Source organism: Sinomonas sp. ASV486 (assembly GCF_030908215.1).
Lineage (GTDB): Bacteria > Actinomycetota > Actinomycetes > Actinomycetales > Micrococcaceae > Sinomonas > Sinomonas puerhi.
Map to the genome: position 1 here is coordinate 455,298 of NZ_JAVFJK010000001.1, position 19,747 is coordinate 475,044.

19 protein-coding genes are annotated in these 19,747 nt (G+C 69.9%); 10 read left to right on the forward strand and 9 right to left on the reverse strand.

The genetic code is table 11. The annotated features are described in order from the left end of the window. Positions 1 to 134: 134 nt before the first annotated feature. The 7 genes from RBS60_RS02120 to RBS60_RS02150 all read right to left on the reverse strand — a co-directional run bounded on the left by RBS60_RS02120 (position 135) and on the right by RBS60_RS02150 (position 7,294). Positions 135 to 1,058 carry a hypothetical protein gene (locus tag RBS60_RS02120; protein ID WP_307955850.1) on the reverse strand — a complete coding sequence of 308 codons (924 nt, stop codon included), beginning with the start codon at positions 1,056 to 1,058 and terminating at the stop codon, positions 135 to 137. Between the two features lie 116 nt (positions 1,059 to 1,174). Then, positions 1,175 to 1,594 carry a heat shock protein transcriptional repressor HspR gene (locus RBS60_RS02125; protein ID WP_307955851.1) on the reverse strand — a complete coding sequence of 140 codons (420 nt, stop codon included), beginning with the start codon at positions 1,592 to 1,594 and terminating at the stop codon, positions 1,175 to 1,177. Between the two features lie 3 nt (positions 1,595 to 1,597). Next, positions 1,598 to 2,584 (reverse strand): DnaJ C-terminal domain-containing protein, encoded by a 987-nt coding sequence (locus RBS60_RS02130; protein WP_307955852.1) that lies wholly within the window; start codon positions 2,582 to 2,584, stop codon positions 1,598 to 1,600. A gap of 90 nt (positions 2,585 to 2,674) precedes the next feature. Then, positions 2,675 to 3,376 (reverse strand): nucleotide exchange factor GrpE, encoded by a 702-nt coding sequence (locus RBS60_RS02135; RefSeq protein WP_307955853.1) that lies wholly within the window; start codon positions 3,374 to 3,376, stop codon positions 2,675 to 2,677. Between the two features lie 2 nt (positions 3,377 to 3,378). Continuing rightward, positions 3,379 to 5,256 (reverse strand): molecular chaperone DnaK, encoded by a 1,878-nt coding sequence (gene dnaK, locus RBS60_RS02140; protein WP_307955854.1) that lies wholly within the window; start codon positions 5,254 to 5,256, stop codon positions 3,379 to 3,381. Positions 5,257 to 5,421: 165 nt separating this feature from the next. Further along, entirely contained in the window at positions 5,422 to 6,837 is a 1,416-nt protein-coding gene (locus RBS60_RS02145) for an MFS transporter (RefSeq protein ID WP_307955855.1), read from the reverse strand. Between the two features lie 52 nt (positions 6,838 to 6,889). Further along, entirely contained in the window at positions 6,890 to 7,294 is a 405-nt protein-coding gene (locus tag RBS60_RS02150; protein ID WP_307955856.1) for a hypothetical protein, read from the reverse strand. Between the two features lie 152 nt (positions 7,295 to 7,446). Here RBS60_RS02150 and RBS60_RS02155 point away from each other — a divergent pair, with 152 nt between their 5' ends. The 6 genes from RBS60_RS02155 (at position 7,447) to RBS60_RS02180 (ending at position 12,678) form a co-directional block, all read left to right on the forward strand. Next, positions 7,447 to 8,277: a methyltransferase domain-containing protein gene (locus RBS60_RS02155; RefSeq protein ID WP_307955857.1), complete on the forward strand. Its 831-nt coding sequence runs from the start codon at positions 7,447 to 7,449 to the stop codon at positions 8,275 to 8,277. A gap of 124 nt (positions 8,278 to 8,401) precedes the next feature. Then, entirely contained in the window at positions 8,402 to 8,797 is a 396-nt protein-coding gene (locus tag RBS60_RS02160; RefSeq protein WP_307955858.1) for a type II toxin-antitoxin system prevent-host-death family antitoxin, read from the forward strand. Further along, entirely contained in the window at positions 8,746 to 9,144 is a 399-nt protein-coding gene (locus tag RBS60_RS02165) for a type II toxin-antitoxin system VapC family toxin (protein WP_307955859.1), read from the forward strand. The genes RBS60_RS02160 and RBS60_RS02165 overlap by 52 nt, the downstream gene beginning before the upstream one ends. 33 nt (positions 9,145 to 9,177) lie before the next feature. Then, positions 9,178 to 9,798: a LysE family transporter gene (locus RBS60_RS02170; protein ID WP_307955860.1), complete on the forward strand. Its 621-nt coding sequence runs from the start codon at positions 9,178 to 9,180 to the stop codon at positions 9,796 to 9,798. 43 nt (positions 9,799 to 9,841) lie between these two features. Continuing rightward, positions 9,842 to 10,372 (forward strand): low molecular weight protein-tyrosine-phosphatase, encoded by a 531-nt coding sequence (locus RBS60_RS02175; protein ID WP_307955861.1) that lies wholly within the window; start codon positions 9,842 to 9,844, stop codon positions 10,370 to 10,372. A gap of 5 nt (positions 10,373 to 10,377) precedes the next feature. Continuing rightward, on the forward strand, positions 10,378 to 12,678 hold the full coding sequence (locus tag RBS60_RS02180) for a chorismate-binding protein (protein WP_307955862.1): 2,301 nt from the start codon (positions 10,378 to 10,380) through the stop codon (positions 12,676 to 12,678). An 84-nt stretch (positions 12,679 to 12,762) separates the two neighbouring features. On the opposite strand, the gene cls is transcribed toward RBS60_RS02180, so the two are convergent. Continuing rightward, positions 12,763 to 14,220, reverse strand: coding sequence for a cardiolipin synthase (gene cls, locus RBS60_RS02185; protein WP_307955863.1), 1,458 nt, complete (start codon positions 14,218 to 14,220; stop codon positions 12,763 to 12,765). Between the two features lie 22 nt (positions 14,221 to 14,242). Between cls and RBS60_RS02190 the strand changes: the two genes are divergently transcribed. The 4 genes from RBS60_RS02190 to mmsB all read left to right on the forward strand — a co-directional run bounded on the left by RBS60_RS02190 (position 14,243) and on the right by mmsB (position 19,003). Then, positions 14,243 to 15,157: an aminodeoxychorismate lyase gene (locus RBS60_RS02190; RefSeq protein ID WP_307955864.1), complete on the forward strand. Its 915-nt coding sequence runs from the start codon at positions 14,243 to 14,245 to the stop codon at positions 15,155 to 15,157. Between the two features lie 253 nt (positions 15,158 to 15,410). After that, entirely contained in the window at positions 15,411 to 16,913 is a 1,503-nt protein-coding gene (locus tag RBS60_RS02195; protein WP_307955865.1) for a CoA-acylating methylmalonate-semialdehyde dehydrogenase, read from the forward strand. Continuing rightward, positions 16,914 to 18,014, forward strand: a complete 1,101-nt coding sequence (locus tag RBS60_RS02200) for an enoyl-CoA hydratase/isomerase family protein (RefSeq protein WP_307955866.1) — start codon at positions 16,914 to 16,916, stop codon at positions 18,012 to 18,014. A 65-nt stretch (positions 18,015 to 18,079) separates the two neighbouring features. After that, the gene (gene mmsB, locus RBS60_RS02205) at positions 18,080 to 19,003 is read left to right on the forward strand and encodes a 3-hydroxyisobutyrate dehydrogenase (protein WP_307955867.1); all 924 of its coding nucleotides are present in this window, start codon (positions 18,080 to 18,082) and stop codon (positions 19,001 to 19,003) included. A gap of 171 nt (positions 19,004 to 19,174) precedes the next feature. On the opposite strand, the gene RBS60_RS02210 is transcribed toward mmsB, so the two are convergent. Next, a complete protein-coding gene (locus RBS60_RS02210; protein WP_307955868.1) occupies positions 19,175 to 19,678 on the reverse strand; it encodes a MarR family transcriptional regulator in 504 nt (167 codons plus the stop codon). Between the last annotated feature and the right edge of the window lie 69 nt (positions 19,679 to 19,747).

A 19,747-nucleotide genomic window follows, 5' to 3' on the forward strand; every position in this document is an offset into this window, starting at 1 on the left:
CTCGGGCGGCCACGCGCCGTCGTCCGCAGTCCTGAACCTGTCCATGCCCCCCTCTGGCCGCTGATCGCTGACTGGACCAAACGAACCACAGGGGTACGACATTGCCCGTGTGCCCCTGGCGCGAGGCCCACGCGTCAGTGGGCGGTCTGGACCTCGTGGCCGTTCTGCGGATCGGCCGGGCGGGTCTCGTCCTCGGCGTCGACCGACTCATCCTCGAGGTCCCAGCCATCCTCGTCCTCGTCGATCTCCTCGAACTCGACGGCGGCGAGGATCTTCCCGTCCTCGGGATCGATCATGTAGGCCTCGTCGTCCTCCTCGACCATGAGGTACTCGCCCTGATCGGTCGTGAAGCGCCATGCGAGGGTCTTGACGCCGTGATGGAGGTAGTTCGGATCGCCCATCGTGATAGCGGTCAGATCGTGCCCGGCCACGTCGCACAGCTCGCGGATCACGAGTTCGAAGTCGGGCATGTCGGCGAGGTCCTGTTCCTCGGCCGCGGCGCGCCGCTCCTCGAGGTTTCCGATGAGCCCGACCCGGCGGGCGATCTCGTCCTCGATGCCGTCCTCGTCGAGGGCGAGGAGGCCTTCCTGGCCCCGGAGCCACGCGGCGTTGAGGGCCACGATGTCCTGCTCGTCCTGGAGCGCCTCGAACCGCTCGTCGAGCTCCTCGAGCCTGGCGACGGCCGGGGAGGCGTCGTCGTCGCCATCGAGGTACGCCTCGGCATCCTCCTCGGAGAGCCCCTTGAAGGCGGAGGCGAGCTCGTCGAAGAGCGTTGCGTGTTCGGTCGCGCCCATCTCGCGCAGGCCGTCGCGGACGAGACCGTCGATACCCTCGCGCTCCCCGGACGTGAAGACGTACTGGGCGAACCCGCCGTCGAGCATCTGCGTCAGGTAGAAGTCGACGTAGTAGCCGCGCAGCGCGTTCTGCGCGATCTCGCGCTCGTCGAGGAGTTCCTCGTACATGGCGTTGACAACGTCGACGTTGGCGTCCACCACGGCCTCGTCGCCGCCCTTGAGGGCTTCGGCCGGAAGGACGACGGGGTGCTGGCTGGTGCTCATGAGGGGCTCCTCGCTCGTGCGGTCACTCACGCTTCGAACGTACGACGGCGCGGGGTGCGAAGGCCACGCCGAAGCGCCAGCGGAGGGTGAACGTTGGGCAAACCTTGGGCGAGCACCTAGCGCTGCGGGCTCCACAGCACGAGGGCACCCGGGCGCGGCTCGGGCCGCTGTCCCCTCGCGAGGCTCACGACGTCGCCGGCGATCCCGGCGGCGAAGATGCGGCGGGGATCGGGGACGCGCCGGGTATTGGCGAGCTCGGCCTGCAGTTCCGTGACGCGGGCACGCAGGGCAGTCACCTGGTTCTCGAGCTCGAGGATGCGCTTGATGCCCTCGAGGGACACGCCATCCTTCGAAAGGCGCTGGACCTCGCGCAGCGTTTCGACGTCGCGCTGCGAGTAGCGGCGCTGGCGCCCGCCCTGGCGGGAGGGCGAGACGATCCCCAGGCGGTCGTACTGGCGCAGCGTCTGGGGGTGCATCTCGGCCAGCTCCGCCGCGACGGAGATCACGAAGATCGGCGCGTACGGATCGATGGCCATGGCCTAGAGCCTCGCTTTCTCCGCGAGGGTCGCGCGCGGATCCGACTGGCCGTTCTTCGACGTCGCCTCGGCGAACGCCCGCACGGCGTCCTCGGCCTCCTTCGAGAGGTTCTGGGGCACGACGACGTCGACCGTCACCAGCAGGTCCCCGGCGCCCTTGGAGGTCGTGACGCCCCGGCCCTTGAGGCGGAGCGTGCGCCCGGAGTTCGTGCCGGCGGGGATCTTCATCTTCACGCTCGTGCCGTCCACCGTCGGGACCTCGATCTGGGCGCCGAGGGCCGCCTCGTCGAACGTCACGGGGACATGGATGCGGAGGTTGTCGCCGTCGCGGGTGAAGAAGTCGTGGGGCTTGACGTTGACCGTGACCATGAGGTCGCCGGGGCCCGCCGACCCGGGGCCGCCCTTGCCGCGCACACGGACCTTCTGCCCGTCGCGGATGCCTGCGGGGATACGGACCTCGATGACGTCGCCGCTCTGCTCGCGCAGGCCGACGGTGGTGCCGCGCATCGAGCCGGCGAAGGAGATGGTGGTGGTTGCCTGCCGGTCCGCGCCCTTCTGGGGCGGGGCCTGGAAGCCCCCGGTGAACCCGCCCCCGCCGCCGAACAGGTCGGCGAACTCGGGCGGCAGGTTGCCGGTGGAGAAGCCGCGCGAGTGGCGGCCGGCCGGCGCGCCGAACAGGCCCCCGAAGAGGTCCTCGAATCCTGCGGCGCCTGCGCCCGCGCCGGGACCGGCACCACCAGGAGCGAAGCGGGCGCCGCCCATGGCGCGGATGGCGTCATACTGCTGGCGCTCGTCGGCGTCGGACAGGACGGAATTCGCCTCGGTGATGTCCTTGAACTTCTTCTCCGCCTCGGGATCCCCGGCATTGGTGTCGGGGTGGTACTTCCGGGCGAGCTTGCGGTAGGCCTTCTTGATATCGGCCTCGGAGGCGTCCTTGGACACGCCGAGAATGGCGTAGAAGTCCTTTTCCACCCAGTCCTGACTTGCCACGAACGCTCCTTCTGCTGGTCGTCTTGCTTCAGTGTCCTACGGTTCGGGTACGCGGGCGCGCAGGCCCGCGTACCCGAACCGATGGGCGGGTCAGCCCTGCGGCGTCGCCACGATGACCTGGGCCGGGCGCAGGAGGCGCGACTCGGTCTTGTAGCCCACGCGGAGCACCTGCTGGACGGTGTCCACCTCGATGTCCTCGCCTGGCTGCTGGATGAGCGCCTCGTGGACGTTCGGGTCGAACTCGACGCCGGTCGCGTCGATCCGCTCGAGACCCTGGCTCGAGAGAACCGACTCGAGCTTCGCTGCGATCGCCGCGAAGGGGCCGTCCGTGAGGTCGCCGTGGGCTCGGGCCGCTTCGAGGTCGTCGACAACCGGCAGGAGCGAGCTGAGGACACCGAAGACGGCGACCTCGCCCGCCACCGCGCGATCGCGGTCAACCCGCCGGCGGTAGTTCACGTACTCGGCCTGGAGCCTCTGGAGGTCGTCCCGGAGCTCCTTGACGACGACGGCCAGGCCGGCACCCTCTTCCTCACCCGCGGCCTCGCGGAGGATCCGCTCGGCCTGGGCGAGGGGATCATCGGCGTCGTGCGCCTCGTCGACGGGCCGCATGTCCTCGTGCCCGCCCTGTGCTGGATCGGCCGGCTCGGCCGGCTCGGCCTGCTCGGCCTGCTCGGCCTGCTCAGGGTGCCGGGCCTGACCCGTGACCGGGTCAACCTTGCGGTTGTCCCGGATCACGGGCTCGGCGCGCTCGCCCTCGTGCTCATTCTCGTTCTGGTTTCCGTGAGGAGCCATGGCTACTTCTTCTTCTCGTCTTCGTCCACGATCTCGGCGTCGACGATGTCCTCGTCGGCGTGGGCCGAGCCGCTCGCGTGGGCGCCGGCGTCGGCCGTGCCGGCCTTGGCACCGTCGGTCGGGGCCTGGGCCTGCGAGTAGATGGCCTCGCCGAGCTTGGTCTGGGAGTGCTGGAGCTTCTCGAACGCGGCCTTCACCTCGTCCGCGTTGTCCGTGCCCTCAAGGGCCTTCTTGAGCGCGTCGACGTCGGCCTGGACCTCGGCCTTGACGTCCTCCGGCAGCTTGTCCTTGTTGTCCGCGATGAGCTTGTCCACGGAGTAGGCGAGCTGCTCTGCGGCGTTGCGCGTGTCGGCTGCCTCGCGGCGCTGCTTGTCCTCGGCAGCGTGCTGCTCGGCGTCGGCGACCATGCGCTCGATGTCGTCCTTGGACAGCGCGGTGCCGCCGGTGATCGTCATCGACTGCTCCTTGCCCGTGCCCTTGTCCTTGGCGGACACGTGCACGATGCCGTTCGCGTCGAGGTCGAACGTGACCTCGATCTGCGGGATGCCGCGCGGGGCCGGAGCGATGCCGGTGAGCTCGAACGTCCCCAGCGGCTTGTTGTCGCGCGTGAACTCGCGCTCGCCCTGGAACACCTGGATCGAGACGGACGGCTGGTTGTCGTCAGCGGTGGTGAACGTCTCGGAGCGCTTGGTCGGGATGGCCGTGTTGCGCTCGATGAGCTTGGTCATCACGCCGCCCTTGGTCTCGATGCCGAGCGAGAGCGGGGTGACGTCGATGAGGAGGACGTCCTTGCGCTCGCCCTTGAGGACGCCGGCCTGGAGCGCGGCGCCGACGGCGACGACCTCGTCCGGGTTCACGCCCTTGTTCGGCTCCTTGCCGCCCGTGAGCTCCTTGACGAGCTCGGAGACGGCAGGCATGCGGGTCGAGCCGCCCACGAGCACCACGTGGTCGATGTCTGCCACCTTGATGCCGGCCTCGGCGATCACGTCGTGGAACGGCTTCTTCGTGCGCTCGAGCAGGTCCTTCGTGAGGTCCTGGAACTTGGCGCGTGAGAGCGCCTCGTCGAGGTGCACCGGACCGTCGGGGGTAACGGAGAGGTACTGGAGGGAGATGTTGGTGCTCGTCGAGGACGAGAGCTCCTTCTTGGCCTGCTCGGCCGCCTCGCGGAGGCGCTGGAGGGCGATCTTGTCCTTGGAGAGGTCGATGCCCTTGACCTTGAGCTGGCTCAGCAGATGCTCGACGACGCGCTGGTCCCAGTCGTCGCCGCCGAGCCGGTTGTCACCGGCGGTCGCGCGGACCTGAATGGTCGAGAAGCCGTCGTCGTCCTTGCCGACCTCGAGGAGCGAGACGTCGAACGTGCCGCCGCCGAGGTCGAAGACGAGGATGAGCTCGTCTTCCTTACCCTTGTCGAGGCCGTACGCGAGGGCCGCCGCGGTGGGCTCGTTGATGATGCGCAGGACGTTGAGGCCCGCGATCTCGCCTGCCTCCTTGGTGGCCTGGCGCTCGGCGTCGTTGAAGTAGGCCGGGACGGTGATGACGGCGTCGGTGACCTTCTCGCCCAGGTACGACTCGGCGTCGTTCTTGAGCTTCATGAGGATGCGCGCTGAGATCTCCTGCGGCGTGTACTTCTTGTCATCGATCTGGATCGACCAGTCGGTGCCCATGTGGCGCTTGACCGAGGCGATGGTGCGATCGATGTTGTTGACGGCCTGGCGCTTGGCGATCTCGCCGACCAGCACCTCGCCGGTCTTGGAGAATGCGACGACCGATGGCGTGGTGCGTCCGCCCTCGGCGTTCGCGATCACGGTCGGCTCGCCGCCCTCAAGGACGGAGACGACGGAGTTGGTGGTGCCCAGGTCGATGCCGACTGCACGGGACATAGGTTCCTCCTGATAGTTGCTGGTCTGGCGGGAGTCGCCCGGACCCAGCGCCCTGACGGGCCGCCAAGTTGAGCGGTCTGCACTCAAGTCTACGCATCGGCATCGCGGTGTCAAATGGACTTGAGTGGCATCGACTCAAGTTTCAGCTGCCGGAGGAATCCGGCCTCACCGGCGGCCGCTGACCTCGGTCCCTGCGTGCCGCGGCAGCAGCGCGCTGTCCGCGACCGAGACGAGCATGGGAACCGCGAGCGCAGCGAAGGCGACCCGGTACCCCGCCGCGGGGTCCGCGGAGGCGGCCAGGCCGGCGTCGTGCATGAGGGAGGCCGAGAGGCGGATCAGGAGCGCGCCGATCGCGATGCCGAGGGCGTGCGCGAGCTGGACCAGCGTGTTCGCGATCGCGTTGGCACTCGGAAGCTGCGTGGCCGTCACGTCCGCGTACTGGACCGTCATGTATGCAGAGAATCCGATCGATCGGAACATCCCCGAGAACAGGAGGACGCCGAAAAGCACCGGATCCGGCCAGCTCGGGGTCGCGAGGGCGCACAGGGCGAACGTGACGGCGGACGCCGCGGCGGCACCGATCAGGACGGGCTTGAACCCGAGCCGCCGGATGAGCGGGGTCGTGGCTGGTTTGATGCCGATGTTCCCGACGAACACCGCCGCGACCATGAGGCCCGCGCGGACGGGGTCCCAGCCGAAGCCGTCCTGGAGCATGAGCGGAAGCATGAACGGCACAGCGGAGATGGTGAGCCGGTAGACGAACCCGCCCGTCTGGGTGGCCCGGAACGTGCGCACGCGCAGCACGCGGAAGTCGAACAGCGGTGCCTCGGCCCGCCGCATCCACGCCACCGCCCCGGCAAGCGCGCCCACGCCGACCGCGAGGGAACCCACGCCCGCCGCGGAGCCGCCGGCGCTGTGGCCCAGCAGTTCGAGGCCGACGACGACGGCCGCGACGCCGAGGGTCGTGAGCCCGAGGCCGGGCCAGTCGAGCCGTCTCCCGGGATCGGCGCCGCCGGAGGGCACCAGGCGCAGCGCAGCGACGAGGGCTGCCGCACCGAGGGGGAGGTTGATCAGGAAGATCCAGTGCCATGAGAGGTACTGGGTGAGCGCGCCGCCCACGAGCGGGGCGAGCACCGGCGCGAGGAGCCCCGGCCAGACAAGGAAGGCGGTGGCCTTGAGGAGTTCGTCCTTGGGCGTCCCGCGCAGCACCACGAGCGAGCCGACCGGCACCATCATCGCGCCGCCGAAGCCCTGCACGGCGCGGAACACCGTCAGCGCCGCGAGTCCGGGGCTCAGGGCGCACGCGAGGGAGGCGAGGGTGAACAGCGCGATCGCGGAGACGAACACGCGACGGGGCCCGAAGCGCTCGGCGAGCCACGAGCTGAAGGGGATCCCCATGGCGACTGTGAGCAGGTAGGCGGTCATGGCCACGTTGACGTCAGCGGGAGCGACGCCGAAGTCGCGGCCAATCGCGGGCAGTGCCGTGGCGAGGGCCGTGCCGTCGAGGAACTCCATGAAGTACGTCGCGGCGACGAGAAGCGCCAAGCGCGGGTTCCAGGAGGTCGGAGCGGCGGAAGTCACCGGCCCAGCCTAGCCGCGCCGCCGGCGGGAGGTCAGCGCGGCCGGCGGGAGATCAGAACGCGGGGTACCCCACCGACTGGGTGAGCAGCGCGGGGCTGCCTGAGGCCGCGGCGGCCCAGACCATGCCGACGGTCAGCACGAGGCTGATGACGAGCCACACGGCACTGAACTTGACGAGCGTGCGGATCTCTGCGCGGCTCACGGAGGCGGTGTCCTCGCGGACTGCCTGCAGCTGAGCGCCGAGGCGTGCAACGGGCGACGGGGCGGAGGCGAGGATGGCGTTGGAAGCGCAGTCGGTGCTGCCGTCGCGCAGGGTGGCCACCATGCGGTCGGCCCGGCGGTCGAGGCGCAGGCTCTCGATGTTGTCGCCGTGGCGAGCGAGGAGGATGTCCTCGCCGAGGCGCATGCGGCCGCGGCGGATCCTGCGCGTGTGCTGCTGGTTCTGGATCAGTGACATGTGTGCTCCTCCCGATGAGGGGCACCATCGCCCGCCAGTTCGTATATGATTCGCCTTCAAGTCTACGGACCGAGGGGCGGCAGCCACGACGCATTCCGGGCTTTAGTTGCCAACTTCACAGGGGTGTGTGATCCCTTCGGTAACGTGGTGCCATGGATGCCTCGGACAGCACCCCGCAGACCCCGGACGATGTCTACACGCACGGCCACCACGAGAGCGTCGTGCAGGCGCACGCGGCCCGGACCGCGCAGAACTCGGCGGCATTCCTCATCCCCTATCTGACACCCGGGCTCTCGGTGCTCGACGTCGGGTGCGGGCCCGGGAGCATCACGTGCGACTTCGCGCGGATGGTCTCCCCCGGGACCGTGCTCGGGCTCGACCGGTCCGAGGACATCGTGGCGCAGGCCCGTGCCCTCGCCGAGGAGCGCGGCGTGGAGAACGCAAGCTTCGCCGTCGGCAATGTCTACGACCTCGAGATCGACGACGAATCGTTCGATGTCGTGCACGCCCACCAGGTCCTCCAGCACCTCACCGACCCCGTCGCAGCCCTGCGGGAGATGCGGCGCGTGGCGCGGCCGGGGGCCATCGTGGCGGTCCGGGACGCCGACTTCCACGGCATGAGCTGGTACCCCGAGATCCCCGAGCTCGACGAGTGGATGGACGTCTACCAGCGTATCGCCCGGCACAACGGCGCCGAGCCCGACGCCGGCCGGCGGCTCGTGGGCTGGATGCAGGAGGCGGGCTTCAGCGACGTGGCACCCACGAGCAGCAACTGGCTGTACGCGACCCCCCAGCAGCGCGCATGGCAGGCACGCGTGTGGAGCGAGCGGGTGCTGCACTCGGCGTTCGCGGACCAGGCCCTCGAGTACGGCTTCGCCGAGCGCGCCGACCTCGAGCGGATCGCGGCGGGGTGGCACCGGTGGGGCGCGTCGTCGGACGGCTGGTTCCTCATCCCCAACGGCGAGGTCATCGCCCGGGCGTAGGAGACGCCGGGCGCGGGCCTGGACTTGGGCCCGTTGCTCGTCCACAGGTGCGCGTCACTGCGCGTCGTCCACACACGACGGCGACCCCTCGCTCCCGCTGGACGCGCGACCGTAGCGTCATGGCATGAGCTCATTCCTCGAGTATCCGCCGCACCGTCCACCTGAGGACCCTCGGCCCGAGACGCCGTTCCCGGAAAGACGATACTGGGAGCCGCAGCCATACGTCGCGGACATTGACCAAGTAGACTTGGTCAATGTGGGCCAGTACAACGTGCAGGACGCCAAGACACGCCTCTCCGAGCTGCTGAACCTCGTCGAGGCCGGCGAGGACGTGGTCATTGCCAAGGCCGGGCGGCCCGTGGCGCGGCTCGTGAAGATCGACCGCCCGCATAGACGCCGGCTCGGCTTCGTGAAGGGCCATCTGCCCGACGACTTCCTCGAACCGATGGGTGAGGAGGATCTGGCCCCATGGGAAAGCCCCCTTACCTCCTCGACACCCACGCCCTCGTCTGGGCACTGACAGAACCCCGCAGGCTCTCGCGCAAGGCGAAGAACGCCCTCGAGTCGTGGGACTCCGTATTGCTCGCTTCAGCCGCCTCGGCGTACGAGCTCTCCTACAAGCGGCGCATGGGCAGGCTACCAGGACTCGATGGACTCTTCGTGGGGTATCGCCGGCATGTGCTCGAGCTGGTCTCGGAGGAAATCGGCATCTCCGGGGTCCACGCACTCGAGGCTGGGCAGCTCGACTGGGGGCACCGCGATCCCTTCGATCGGCTCATCGCCGCGCAAGCGCTCGTTGAGGGCTTCGGTTTGATCACGGCGGACCCCGCGTTCAGGGACGTCGAAGGCCTCGATGTCCTGTGGTGAGCGGCCGTCTCCTGCGTCTTCTAGGCTTGTCCAGTGCCACTTTCCATCTGGGGCGCCCTCGTGGGCGCCTGCCTGCTCATCAGCTTCACCCCCGGCGCGGGCGCCATCAACACGATGAGCAACTCGCTCACCTCGGGGTTCCGCCGGGCCATCTGGGGCGTGCTCGGGCAGCAGGCGGCGCTCGTGGTGCACCTCGCGATCGTGGCGGCCGGTCTTGGGGTGCTCGTGGCCAGCTCCCCCGCGGCGTTCAACGTGATCCGATACCTCGGCGCCGCGTACCTCGTGTACCTCGGCGTCCGGCAGTTCGTCAGCAAGCCGGACACCTCGCCGGACGCCGTCACCTCTCTGGCGAGGGAGCCCGCGTGGTCGATGTTCCGTCGCGGCCTGTGGGTCAACCTCCTCAACCCCAAGGCCATCGTCTTCTTCCTCGCGTTCATCCCGGGGTTCGTACGGCCCGACCTGCCGCTGTGGAGCCAGTACCTCGTCATCGGCGCGACCATTGTCTGCGTGGACGTCGTGGTCATGTGGTTCTTCTTCGCGCTCGCCGCGAAGAGCTTCAAGCGGTTCACGACGAGCGAATCCGGGCAGCGCGTGCTCGGCCGGGTCTTCGGGGTGCTGTTCGTGGGCGTCGGCGTGCTGCTCGCCGTCGTGTGAGACGATGCGGGCCGCGGGGTCCCCTGACCCTATGCTTAGTCGCATGAACTCGCCGGCGAGCCCCTACCGCATCATCACGGTCTGCACGGGGAACATCTGCCGCTCGCCGATGGCCGAGTTCATGCTCGGAGCCGCGCTGCGGACCGCAGGCCTCAGCGAGCGCGCCCTGGTCGATTCCGCCGGCACCACCGCGTGGGAGGTCGGCCGGCCGATCGACCCGCGCGCCGCGCGCGTCCTCGACGGCCACGGACTGCGCAGCCACCAGCACATCGCGCGGCAGTTCGAGCCTGCGTGGTACTTCGAGCGGGAGCTCATCCTTGCCCTCGATGTGGACCACTACGGCCATCTGCGCGAGCATGCCCCCTCGGGCACCGAGGAGAAGGTCCGCATGCTGCGGGAGTTCGACCCCGCCGTCGCGGAACTCGACCACCTCGACCAGGGCATCGAGGACCCGTGGTTCGGCGACCAGAGCGACTTCGAGACGACATGGAAGCTCATCACGGCGGCCGTTCCGGGGATCGTAGCCCACGTGCGGCGCGAGATCGCCGCGTACGGCCTGCCCGCCGACGCGTGACGCCGGTGGCACCGGCACCCACTCCGCGCCGCCCCGCCATCATCGCGGTCGACGGTCGCTCCGGGGCGGGCAAGACATCGCTCGCCGTCGAGGTCGCGGCGGCGTTGCGCGAGCACCGTAGTGTCGCGCTCATGCACCTCGAGGACCTGTACCCGGGGTGGGACGGGCTCGACGAGGGGATCCGCCGCGGCCTGCAGGTCCTCGAGTGCCTCCGGCGCGGCGAGCCGGCCCGCTGGCGCCCGTGGGACTGGGCCGCGGACGCCGAGGGTGCCGAACGCGTGACCCAGCCCGCCGACGTCGTGCTCCTCGAGGGCGTGGGCGCGAGCGCCGCCCCCCTGCGCGCGCTGATCGACGCGGTGGTCTGGGTAGAAGCGGCCGACGACGAGCGCAAGCGCCGCGCCCTCGCGCGCGACGGCGCGACCTACGCGCCGCACTGGGACCGCTGGGCCGCGCAGGAGGAGGCATGGCTCGCGCACGACGCCGCATCCTCGGCCGCCGCAGTCACCGTCACCTTGGATGGCTCCCGCCCGGGCGACGCCCGGGCCGAGCTCACCGCCGCCCTGGTCATCGACGCGCTCGCGGACCTGCCGTCCCTCCGCGACCTCCTCGCCCCCGAGCGGTCCGCGCGGGAGTCCGGGGGCGTCGTCGTGCGTCGGATGCCCGCGGTGCCGGACCCGCAGGCGCTCTTCGCCGAGCTGTTCGGCGCCTCGGAACGTGCCGTCTGGCTTGACTCCTCTGACGCCGAAGTCGGGTCGTCAGGGGCCGAAGTCGGGTCCCGCAGCAGGTTCAGCATCATGGCCGACGACACCGGCCTCCTCGGACGGCACATGGCCCACCGCCGCGGACTGACCGAGGTGGTGCACGGTCCCGGATCGGCGACGCCGGTCTCCGCCCGGTTCGACACGCCCTTCTTCCGCTGGCTCGACGCCGAGTGGGGACACGGCGGGAGCGGAGTGCCTGGCCTCGAGTGCGGCTTCGCCCTCGGCTGGCTCGGGTACCTCGGCTACGAGCTCAAGCGCGAATGCGGGGGCTCCGACGTGGACCCGGGCCTCGCGGACGCCCAGCTGATCTTCGCCGCGCGGGCCGTAGTGCTCGACCATGCCCGCGACGAGGCATGGCTCCTCGCCCTCGATGCGCCCGACGCCGAAGCTTGGCTCGACGTCGCGGCCGCGGCCGTCCGGCACGCACACGGGGTGACCTCGGGCGCACACGCGGTGACCTCGGGCGTGCATGGGGTGACCTCGGGTCCACACGGGGTGACCTCGCGCGCACACGGGGTGACCTCAGGCACACACGGGGTGACCTCCGCGCGTCTGGGCCCGGTGTTCTCGGGACGGGACTCGGCGTCGTCCTACATGGACAAAGTCCGCGCGGCCCTCGCCGAGATCACCGAGGGCAACACCTACGAGGTCTGCCTCACCACGACACTCGAGGCGACAGTCGCCGCAGGCGACAAACCTGCAGGCGACAGCCTTGGAGCCGACACTCACGCGGGCGGCCATCACAGCGGCCAGAGTCAGGACGTCGAGAGTCGCGACCTCGACCGTCCCAGCAGCGACCGCCCCGCCGTCGTGCCCCTCGACGTCTACGGCGCCCTGCGGCTCCGCAGCCCGGCGCCCTTCGCGGCCTTCGCACGGTTCGGGGGGCTCGCGATCGCGAGCACGTCGCCGGAGCGCTTCCTCGCCGTGACCGCCGACGGCGATCTCCGCGCCGAGCCGATCAAGGGCACTCGCCGCCGCACCCCGGGCGCAACGGCCGCCGAGGATGCCCTGACCGATGCGCGCGTGCGCGCCGAGCTCGCGGCGAACCCCAAGGACCGCGCCGAGAACCTCATGATCGTGGACCTGCTGCGCAACGACCTCAGTCACCACGCGGTGCCCGGCTCGGTCGCGGTGTCACGGCTGTTCGCGGTCGAGACGTACGCGACAGTGCACCAGCTCGTGAGCACCATCGACGCACGTCTCCGCCCCGGCGCCTCGCGCGCCGAGGCGATCGCCGCCGCCTTCCCGCCCGGCTCCATGACGGGCGCTCCCAAGATCAGCACGATGGCCATCCTCGACCGCCTCGAGGCTGGCCCGCGCGGGGTCTACTCGGGCGCGATCGGCTACTTCTCGCGCACGGGCGCGGCGGACCTCTCGGTGGTGATCCGCACCCTGGTCATTCAGGAGCACGACGGCGCCGCGCGCCTCACGCTCGGAGTGGGCGGCGCCGTCGTGGCCGACTCAGACCCCTCGGACGAGTACGAGGAGATCCGGACCAAGGCCTTCGCGGTCCTCGGCGCATTGGGTTCGGAGTTCCCGGGCTGACCGGCGGCGTCGCCGGACCGCCGCGCACCGCCCGAGACCGCACCAGACCGCCCCAGCCCGCGCCTGCACGGACGGCCGCGAGCGCTACTGAAGCGTCGCCGTCAGCCGGGCGACGTTGTCCACATACCGGGTCAGCATCGGCCGGTTGCGCCACTCGTGCAGGTCGAGGCGTTTGCTCACGTCCCGGTACATGTCCTCGACCTTGCGCATCTGCCCGACGATGACCGAGCCCGGCAGCATGAGCGAGACCTCCATATTGAGCGAGAACGAGCGCATGTCCATGTTGGAGGAACCGAGGACGGCGACGTCGTCGTCGACCGTGAAGTGCTTCGCGTGCAGCACGAACGGTTTCGGGTAGCGGTAGATCTTGACCCCAGCGACGAGGAGTTGCTCGTAGTACGACTGCTGGGCGTGGTGCACAAGGAACTGATCCCCCTGCTCCGAAACGAACAGCTCGACGTCGACACCGCGCTGCGCCGCCGTCGTGACCGCGTAGAGGAGCGAGTCGTCGGGGACGAAGTACGGGCTGCAGATCGAGAGCCGGTGCTGCGCCGAGTAGATGAGGGTGTTGAAGAGCCGGAGGTTGTTCTCGTTCGCGAAGGCCGGGCCGCTCGGCACTACCTGCGCGGGCTCGTCGCCAGCCTGATCGGCGGCCTCGAGCTGGTCCTCGAGGATCTCGTCCGTCTCCGAGAGCCAGTCGGTGGCGAAGACGATGTTGAGCGTCGTGACGGCCGGACCGTCGATCCGGGCCATGAGCTCAACCCATTTCCGGTTGCCCTTGCGGTGGTAGGTCCGCTCGATGAGGTTCAGCGAGCCCGTGAAGGCGATCTCGCCGTCGACCACCATGATCTTCCGGTGGTTGCGCAGGTCCACCCGCCGCCACTGGCCGCGCACCGGCAGGAGCGGGAGCATGCGGTGCCACTGGATATGGGTCTCCTTGAGCCGCCTCACGAAGTCCCGGTAGCCCTTGACCCGCAACGACCCGATGTGGTCGTACAGGAACCGGACCTCGACGCCGCGCTCCGCGGCGTCGGCGAGGGCCCTGAACAGCTCGTCGGTGACTTCGTCCCAGCCGACGATGTAGAACTCGGCGTTGACGAACCGCTGGGCGCCGCGCACCGCCTCGGTCATCTCGGCGATCGAGTCCTCGTAGCCCGGGATGAGGCGCACCGTGTTGCCGTTGACCATCGGCAGGGACCCGAGGCCGCGGTTGAGCTCTGCCGCGGACTGGAGCCAGTCGGGACCCTCGAAGGCCGTGTCGACGTCATGCGAGTCGGCGAGCGCCGCACGGACGCGCGCGTTGACCTGCTGCTGCTGCTCGCGGCGCTTGCCGGAGACCCGGAAGTTGCCGAACATGAGGAACAGCAGCAGCCCGATGGTGGGCACGAAGAAGATCGCAAGGAGCCACGCCATCGCCGTCGTGGGCCGCCGGTTGCCGGGGATGATGCCCAGCACCGCCACGCGGATCACGAGATCGACCGCCGCCAGCAGCAGCGTGACCCAGTCCGGCAGGAACCCCACGAGGGGGAACTGGAACACCATAGGCACAGCCTAAGCTGTCCCCATGACTCAGACCGTTCTCGTGTTCCTCGACCGCGCGTTGCCCGACGGACGCATCGAGGACGCCACCAAGCCACAGCTGTTCGCCACCGATCTCGGTGCGACGCGCGGCGACGGGGTGTTCGAGACGGCACTCGTGCTGGACGGCCACGTCCGCAAGCTGCCCGCACACCTGCACCGCATGACCCACAGCGCTGCGTTGCTCGATCTGGACATCCCGGACCACACGGTCTGGGAACGGGCCATCGTCACCGCGCTCGACGAATACCAGCGCGTGGTGGGGCCCCTCACCGAGGTGGTCGTGAAGCTCGTCGTGACGCGCGGCGTCGAGGGAGCGCACGAGCCGACGTGCTGGGTCGCCGCGTCCGCGCCAGCGCCGGCGGCGAAGCGCCAGCGCGAGGAAGGCATCGATGTGCTCCTCCTGGATCGGGGCTACGACTCCGACGTCGCGGAGCGCGCCCCGTGGCTGCTCCTGGGCGCCAAGACCCTCTCCTACGCCGTGAACATGGCCGCGCTGCGTTACGCGCATGCACACGGCGCCGACGACATCATCTTCACGTCCACCGATGGGCAAGTCCTCGAGGGGCCCACCTCGACCGTGCTGCTCGCCCACGCTGAGAAGGACGACGCCGGCCGGGTCACCCTCAAGAGGCTCGTCACCCCGCGCCTGGACTCGGGGATCCTCCCGGGCACCTCCCAGGGTGCGCTGTTCGCGGCGGCGAAGGACGCCGGATGGGAGCTCGGGTATGGGCCGCTCGTTCCGGAGGACCTGTTCGACGCCGACGCCGTGTGGCTCATCTCCTCCGTGCGGCTGCTCACCCCCGTGAACCACCTCGACGGCAAGCCCATCGGCTCCGACCCGGACCTCTCCAAGGCCCTGACCGAGGAGCTCGCGGCCCTGTTCGACGCGATCCATTGACGCGAGATCGGGTCCCGTAACGCCGAAGTCACCCCGTGTGGACGTGAGGTCACCCCGTGTGAGCGCGACGTCGGGCCGTGTGAGCGTGACGTCGGGCCCCCTGACGCCGAAGTCACCCCGTGTGGGCGTGACGTCACCCCATGTGGGCGCGAGGTCACCTCGGCGCGCCAGCTCTGGAAATTAGTTGGAAGTCCGAGTATCTTCGATCTCAGATGACCGGCATCACATTCCACCCCAAGCAAAGGAGCTTGCCATGGTCCGCGACCTCTCGCACTACATCGGCGGCGCACGCGTCGACGGCACATCCGGGCGTTATAGCGACGTCTACAACCCCTGCACGGGCGAGGTCCAGGCCCGCGTCCCGCTCGCGAGCACGGACGAGGTCAGCGAGGCCGTCGCCAACGCCGAGAAGGGTCAGGCCGAATGGGGCGCCATGAACCCGCAGCGCCGTGGCCGGATCCTCCTGAAGTTCGTGGACCTCGCCAACGAGCACATGGATGAGCTCGCTGAGCTCCTCTCCTCCGAGCACGGCAAGACGTTCGCGGACGCCAAGGGCGATGTCCAGCGCGGCCTCGAGGTTGTCGAGTTCTCGGCCGGCGCCGCCCCGCACCTGCTCAAGGGCGAGTTCTCCGACAGCGTCGGCACGGGCATCGACGTGCACTCGCTGCGCAAGCCGCTCGGCGTCGTCGCCGGCATCAGCCCCTTCAACTTCCCCGCGATGATCCCGCTGTGGCAGGCGGGCCCAGCGCTCGCGGCCGGCAATGCGTTCATCTGCAAGCCGAGCGAACGGGACCCCTCGGTCCCCCTCCGCCTCGCCGAGCTGCTCACCGAGGCCGGTCTCCCCGACGGCGTCTTCAACGTGGTCAACGGCGACAAGGAGGCCGTGGATGCGCTCCTGACGCACCCCCGCGTCCAGGCCATCGGCTTCGTCGGATCCACCCCGATCGCCCAGTACATCTACTCGACCGCCGCGGCGCACGGCAAGCGCGCGCAGTGCTTCGGCGGCGCGAAGAACCACATGGTGATCCTCCCGGACGCAGACCTGGACATGGCCGCGGATGCGCTCATCGGCGCGGGCTTCGGCTCCGCCGGCGAGCGCTGCATGGCCATCTCGGTAGCCGTCCCGGTTGGCGAGGAAACGGCGGACGCCCTCGTCGGCAAGCTCCAGGAGCGCATCAAGGACCTGCGGGTCGGCGCGAGCATGGACAAGGACGCGGACTTCGGGCCGGTCGTCGCCGCGTCGGCCAAGGAACGGATCGAAGGCTACATCGCCCAGGGCGTCGAGGAGGGCGCGGACCTGCTCGTGGACGGCCGCGGCCACACGGTCGAGGGCTACGAGGGCGGCTTCTGGGTGGGTCCCACGCTCTTCGACCGCGTCACGAAGGACATGGCGATCTACCAGCACGAAATCTTCGGCCCGGTACTGAGCGTCGTGCGCGCCACGGACTACGACGAGGCCCTGCGCCTGTGCAGCGAGCACGAGTTCGGCAACGGCGTCGCGATCTTCACGCGCGACGGAGACGCCGCCCGCGACTTCGCGAGCCGCGTCGAGGTCGGCATGGTCGGGGTCAACGTGCCGATCCCGGTGCCGATCGCCTACTACACGTTCGGCGGCTGGAAGGCCTCCGGATTCGGCGACCTCAACCAGCACGGCCCCGATGCGTTCCGGTTCTTCACGAAGACCAAGACGGTCACGTCCCGCTGGCCGTCCGGCGTCCGCCAGGGCGCGAGCTTCGTCATGCCGGCGGGCAGCTGAATGGCGGCTGAAGCCGACGCGTCCGCGACTGTCCAGGCCACCGCGGAAGTCCTCTTCGAGCGGCGCGGCCGGCTCGGCGTCGTCGTGCTCAACCGCCCGCGCGCCGTCAACGCGCTCACCCACGGCATGGTCACGGCGATGCTCGCGCAGCTCACGGAATGGGCCGAGGACGACGCCGTGCAGACGGTCCTCGTGCGGGGCGCCGGCGAGCGCGGGCTGTGCGCTGGCGGGGACATCGTGGCGATCTACCGGGACATGGTCGACGGCGGGGACGCGAGCGCGCGCTTCTGGGCCACCGAGTACCGGCTCAACTCGCTCATCAGCCGCTACCCGAAGCCCTACGTCGCGTTCATGGACGGCCTCGTGCTCGGCGGCGGCGTGGGGGTCTCGGCCCACGGTTCGCACCGGGTGGTCACCGAGCGCACCCGTACTGGTATGCCGGAGACCACGATCGGGTTCGTGCCAGACGTCGGCGGCACGCTTCTGCTCGCGTACGCGCCGGGCGAGGCGGGCACCCATGCCGCGCTCACGGGCGCACACCTCGACGGCGCGGACGCGCTGCACCTCGGCCTCGCGGACTTCTTCGTCCCGAGCGACCGGCTGGACGAACTCGCCACGGCGCTCGAGACGGAGCGGGCGGACGACGCCGTTGCCCGGCTCGCGCGGCAGGCACCCCTTTCCGCGCTCGCGGCACAGCGCGGGTGGGTCGATGAGGCCTACGCGTCAGACGACGCCGAGGAGATCGTGCGCCGCCTGCGGGCCTCGGAGCTCTCCGTGGCCCGCGAGGCCGCCGACACGATCGAGTCCAAGTCGCCCACCTCCGTCAAGGTGACGCTCGAGGCGCTGCGGCGCGCGCGGGCCCGCGGCCCGATCGCCCTGGCCCTCGAGGAGGCCCTCGACGAGGAGTACCGGATAGGGCTGCGCCTCCTCGCCGGGCACGACTTCCGCGAGGGCATCCGCGCCCAGGTCATCGACAAGGACCGGGACCCGCGCTGGGAGCCGGCCACGCTCGCCGGCGTGACGCGCGAGCAGGTCGAGACGTGCTTCGCGCCGCTCGGCGAGCGCGAACTGGGCCTCGCCGCGGCGGTCGCTGCCCGGTGAGCGCAGACCCGGGCATTGAGCCCGCAGGACGTTCACACCCGCATCAGGAGACTGAAGGAGACACCATGACCGACCCCTCTGCCGCAGGCACCATCGCGTTCCTCGGCCTTGGCCACATGGGCGGGCCGATGGCGGCGAACCTCATCAAGGCTGGCTACAGCGTCATCGGGTATGACCCGGTCCCCGCCGCCGTCGAGGCCGCGCAGGCGCATGGGATCCCGCTCGCCGGAACCGCCGCCGAGGCCGCGGCTGGCGCTGCCGTGGTCCTGACGATGCTGCCGAGCGGCCGCCACGTCCTGGACGCGTACCGCGGCATCGGCGGCGAGGCAGGCCTGCTCGCGGTGGCCGGACCCAACACGCTGTTCCTCGACTGCTCGACAATCAACGTGACCGAGGCGCAGGAGGCTGCCGCGGCGGCCATCGCGGCGGGCCACCGCTCGGTGGACGCGCCGGTCTCGGGCGGAGTGGTCGGAGCCGAGGCCGCGACGCTCACGTTCATGGTGGGCGGAGAGGTCGAGGACTTCGACTCCGTCCGCCCGGTCCTCGAGGCCATGGGCAAGCGCGTGGTGCACTGCGGGGCCCACGGCCTCGGCCAGGCGGCCAAGGTCTGCAACAACATGATCCTGGGCGTATCAATGATCGCGGTGAGCGAGGCGTTCGTGCTCGGCGAGAAGCTCGGACTCACCCACGAGGCCCTGTTCGACGTCGCGGCCCACGCCTCCGGCCAGTGCTGGGCCCTTACGACCAATTGCCCGGTTCCCGGCCCGGTGCCGACGAGCCCTGCCAACCGGGACTACCAGCCCGGGTTCGCCGGAGCGCTCATGGCCAAGGACCTCCGGCTGGCCGTCAACGCGGTCGAGCACACGGGCGTCGCCGCGGAGATGGGTCCGCTCGCCTCGAGGATCTACGACTCGTTCGTGGAGCACGGCGGGGCAGGGACGGACTTCTCCGGCGTCATCAACACCATCCGGGAGCAGTCGGACCACTAGCCCCAGCAGTAACCCCCTCCCCCTCCCCACGTTGAGGGGTCACGTCCCCGTTGAGGGGTCACGTCCCCGTTGAGGGGTCACGTCCCCGTTGAGGGGTCACATCTCTAATTCTTGAGGCCTGCTCTTTAGAGAAGTGACCCCTCATTTGGGAAGTGACCCCTCAACTGAAGGTCACGCGAAGTCCCCGGCCGCACGGCGGAAGTCGCTGAGGATGCGGATGAGGTCCTCGACGTCGCCGCCGGTGAACCCGGACCGGGCAAAGACCTCGGCGTTGAGCCGCGCGGTCGCCTCCTTGGCCACCGCGCGGCCGTCGGGGGTGAGCTCGATGAGCGTGGTCCGCCCGTCCGTGGGATGCGGTGTCCGCGCGACGTACCCGGCCTGAGCGAGCCGGTCCACGGCGTTCGTCACCGACGTGGGGTGCACCTGGAGGAGCGCGCTGGCCCGGTTCATGGGCAACGCCCCCGTGCGGGCAAAGCTCAGGAGCGCGAGCATCTCGTAGCGTGCGAACGTGAGCCCGAGTGGTCTGAGCACGTCCTCGATGCGCGCGGTGAGGATCTGCTGCGTGCGCATGATCGCCGTGATGGCGGCCATGGGCGCCGCGACGTCCCCCCACCCGTGCCGCTCCCAGTTGCGCTGGGCATCGGCAATCGGGTCACGGGGAAGCGGGGCACCCATGGTCCTCCTCTCCTGACGTGTCTGACGGGTCTGACGTGTCTGACGTGCCTGCTGCGCTGACTAGTCTTT

Coding starts and splice junctions, on each gene's coding strand:
- RBS60_RS02210 (WP_307955868.1), bottom strand. CDS start 19,678: ATGGGTGCCCCGCTTCCCCGTGACCCGATTGCCGATGCCCAGCGCAAC.
- mmsB (WP_307955867.1), top strand. CDS start 18,080: ATGACCGACCCCTCTGCCGCAGGCACCATCGCGTTCCTCGGCCTTGGC.
- RBS60_RS02190 (WP_307955864.1), top strand. CDS start 14,243: ATGACTCAGACCGTTCTCGTGTTCCTCGACCGCGCGTTGCCCGACGGA.
- dnaK (WP_307955854.1), bottom strand. CDS start 5,256: ATGTCCCGTGCAGTCGGCATCGACCTGGGCACCACCAACTCCGTCGTC.
- RBS60_RS02165 (WP_307955859.1), top strand. CDS start 8,746: ATGGGAAAGCCCCCTTACCTCCTCGACACCCACGCCCTCGTCTGGGCA.
- RBS60_RS02150 (WP_307955856.1), bottom strand. CDS start 7,294: ATGTCACTGATCCAGAACCAGCAGCACACGCGCAGGATCCGCCGCGGC.
- RBS60_RS02160 (WP_307955858.1), top strand. CDS start 8,402: ATGAGCTCATTCCTCGAGTATCCGCCGCACCGTCCACCTGAGGACCCT.
- RBS60_RS02175 (WP_307955861.1), top strand. CDS start 9,842: ATGAACTCGCCGGCGAGCCCCTACCGCATCATCACGGTCTGCACGGGG.
- RBS60_RS02195 (WP_307955865.1), top strand. CDS start 15,411: ATGGTCCGCGACCTCTCGCACTACATCGGCGGCGCACGCGTCGACGGC.
- RBS60_RS02125 (WP_307955851.1), bottom strand. CDS start 1,594: ATGGCCATCGATCCGTACGCGCCGATCTTCGTGATCTCCGTCGCGGCG.
- RBS60_RS02135 (WP_307955853.1), bottom strand. CDS start 3,376: ATGGCTCCTCACGGAAACCAGAACGAGAATGAGCACGAGGGCGAGCGC.
- cls (WP_307955863.1), bottom strand. CDS start 14,220: ATGGTGTTCCAGTTCCCCCTCGTGGGGTTCCTGCCGGACTGGGTCACG.
- RBS60_RS02155 (WP_307955857.1), top strand. CDS start 7,447: ATGGATGCCTCGGACAGCACCCCGCAGACCCCGGACGATGTCTACACG.
- RBS60_RS02200 (WP_307955866.1), top strand. CDS start 16,914: ATGGCGGCTGAAGCCGACGCGTCCGCGACTGTCCAGGCCACCGCGGAA.
- RBS60_RS02120 (WP_307955850.1), bottom strand. CDS start 1,058: ATGAGCACCAGCCAGCACCCCGTCGTCCTTCCGGCCGAAGCCCTCAAG.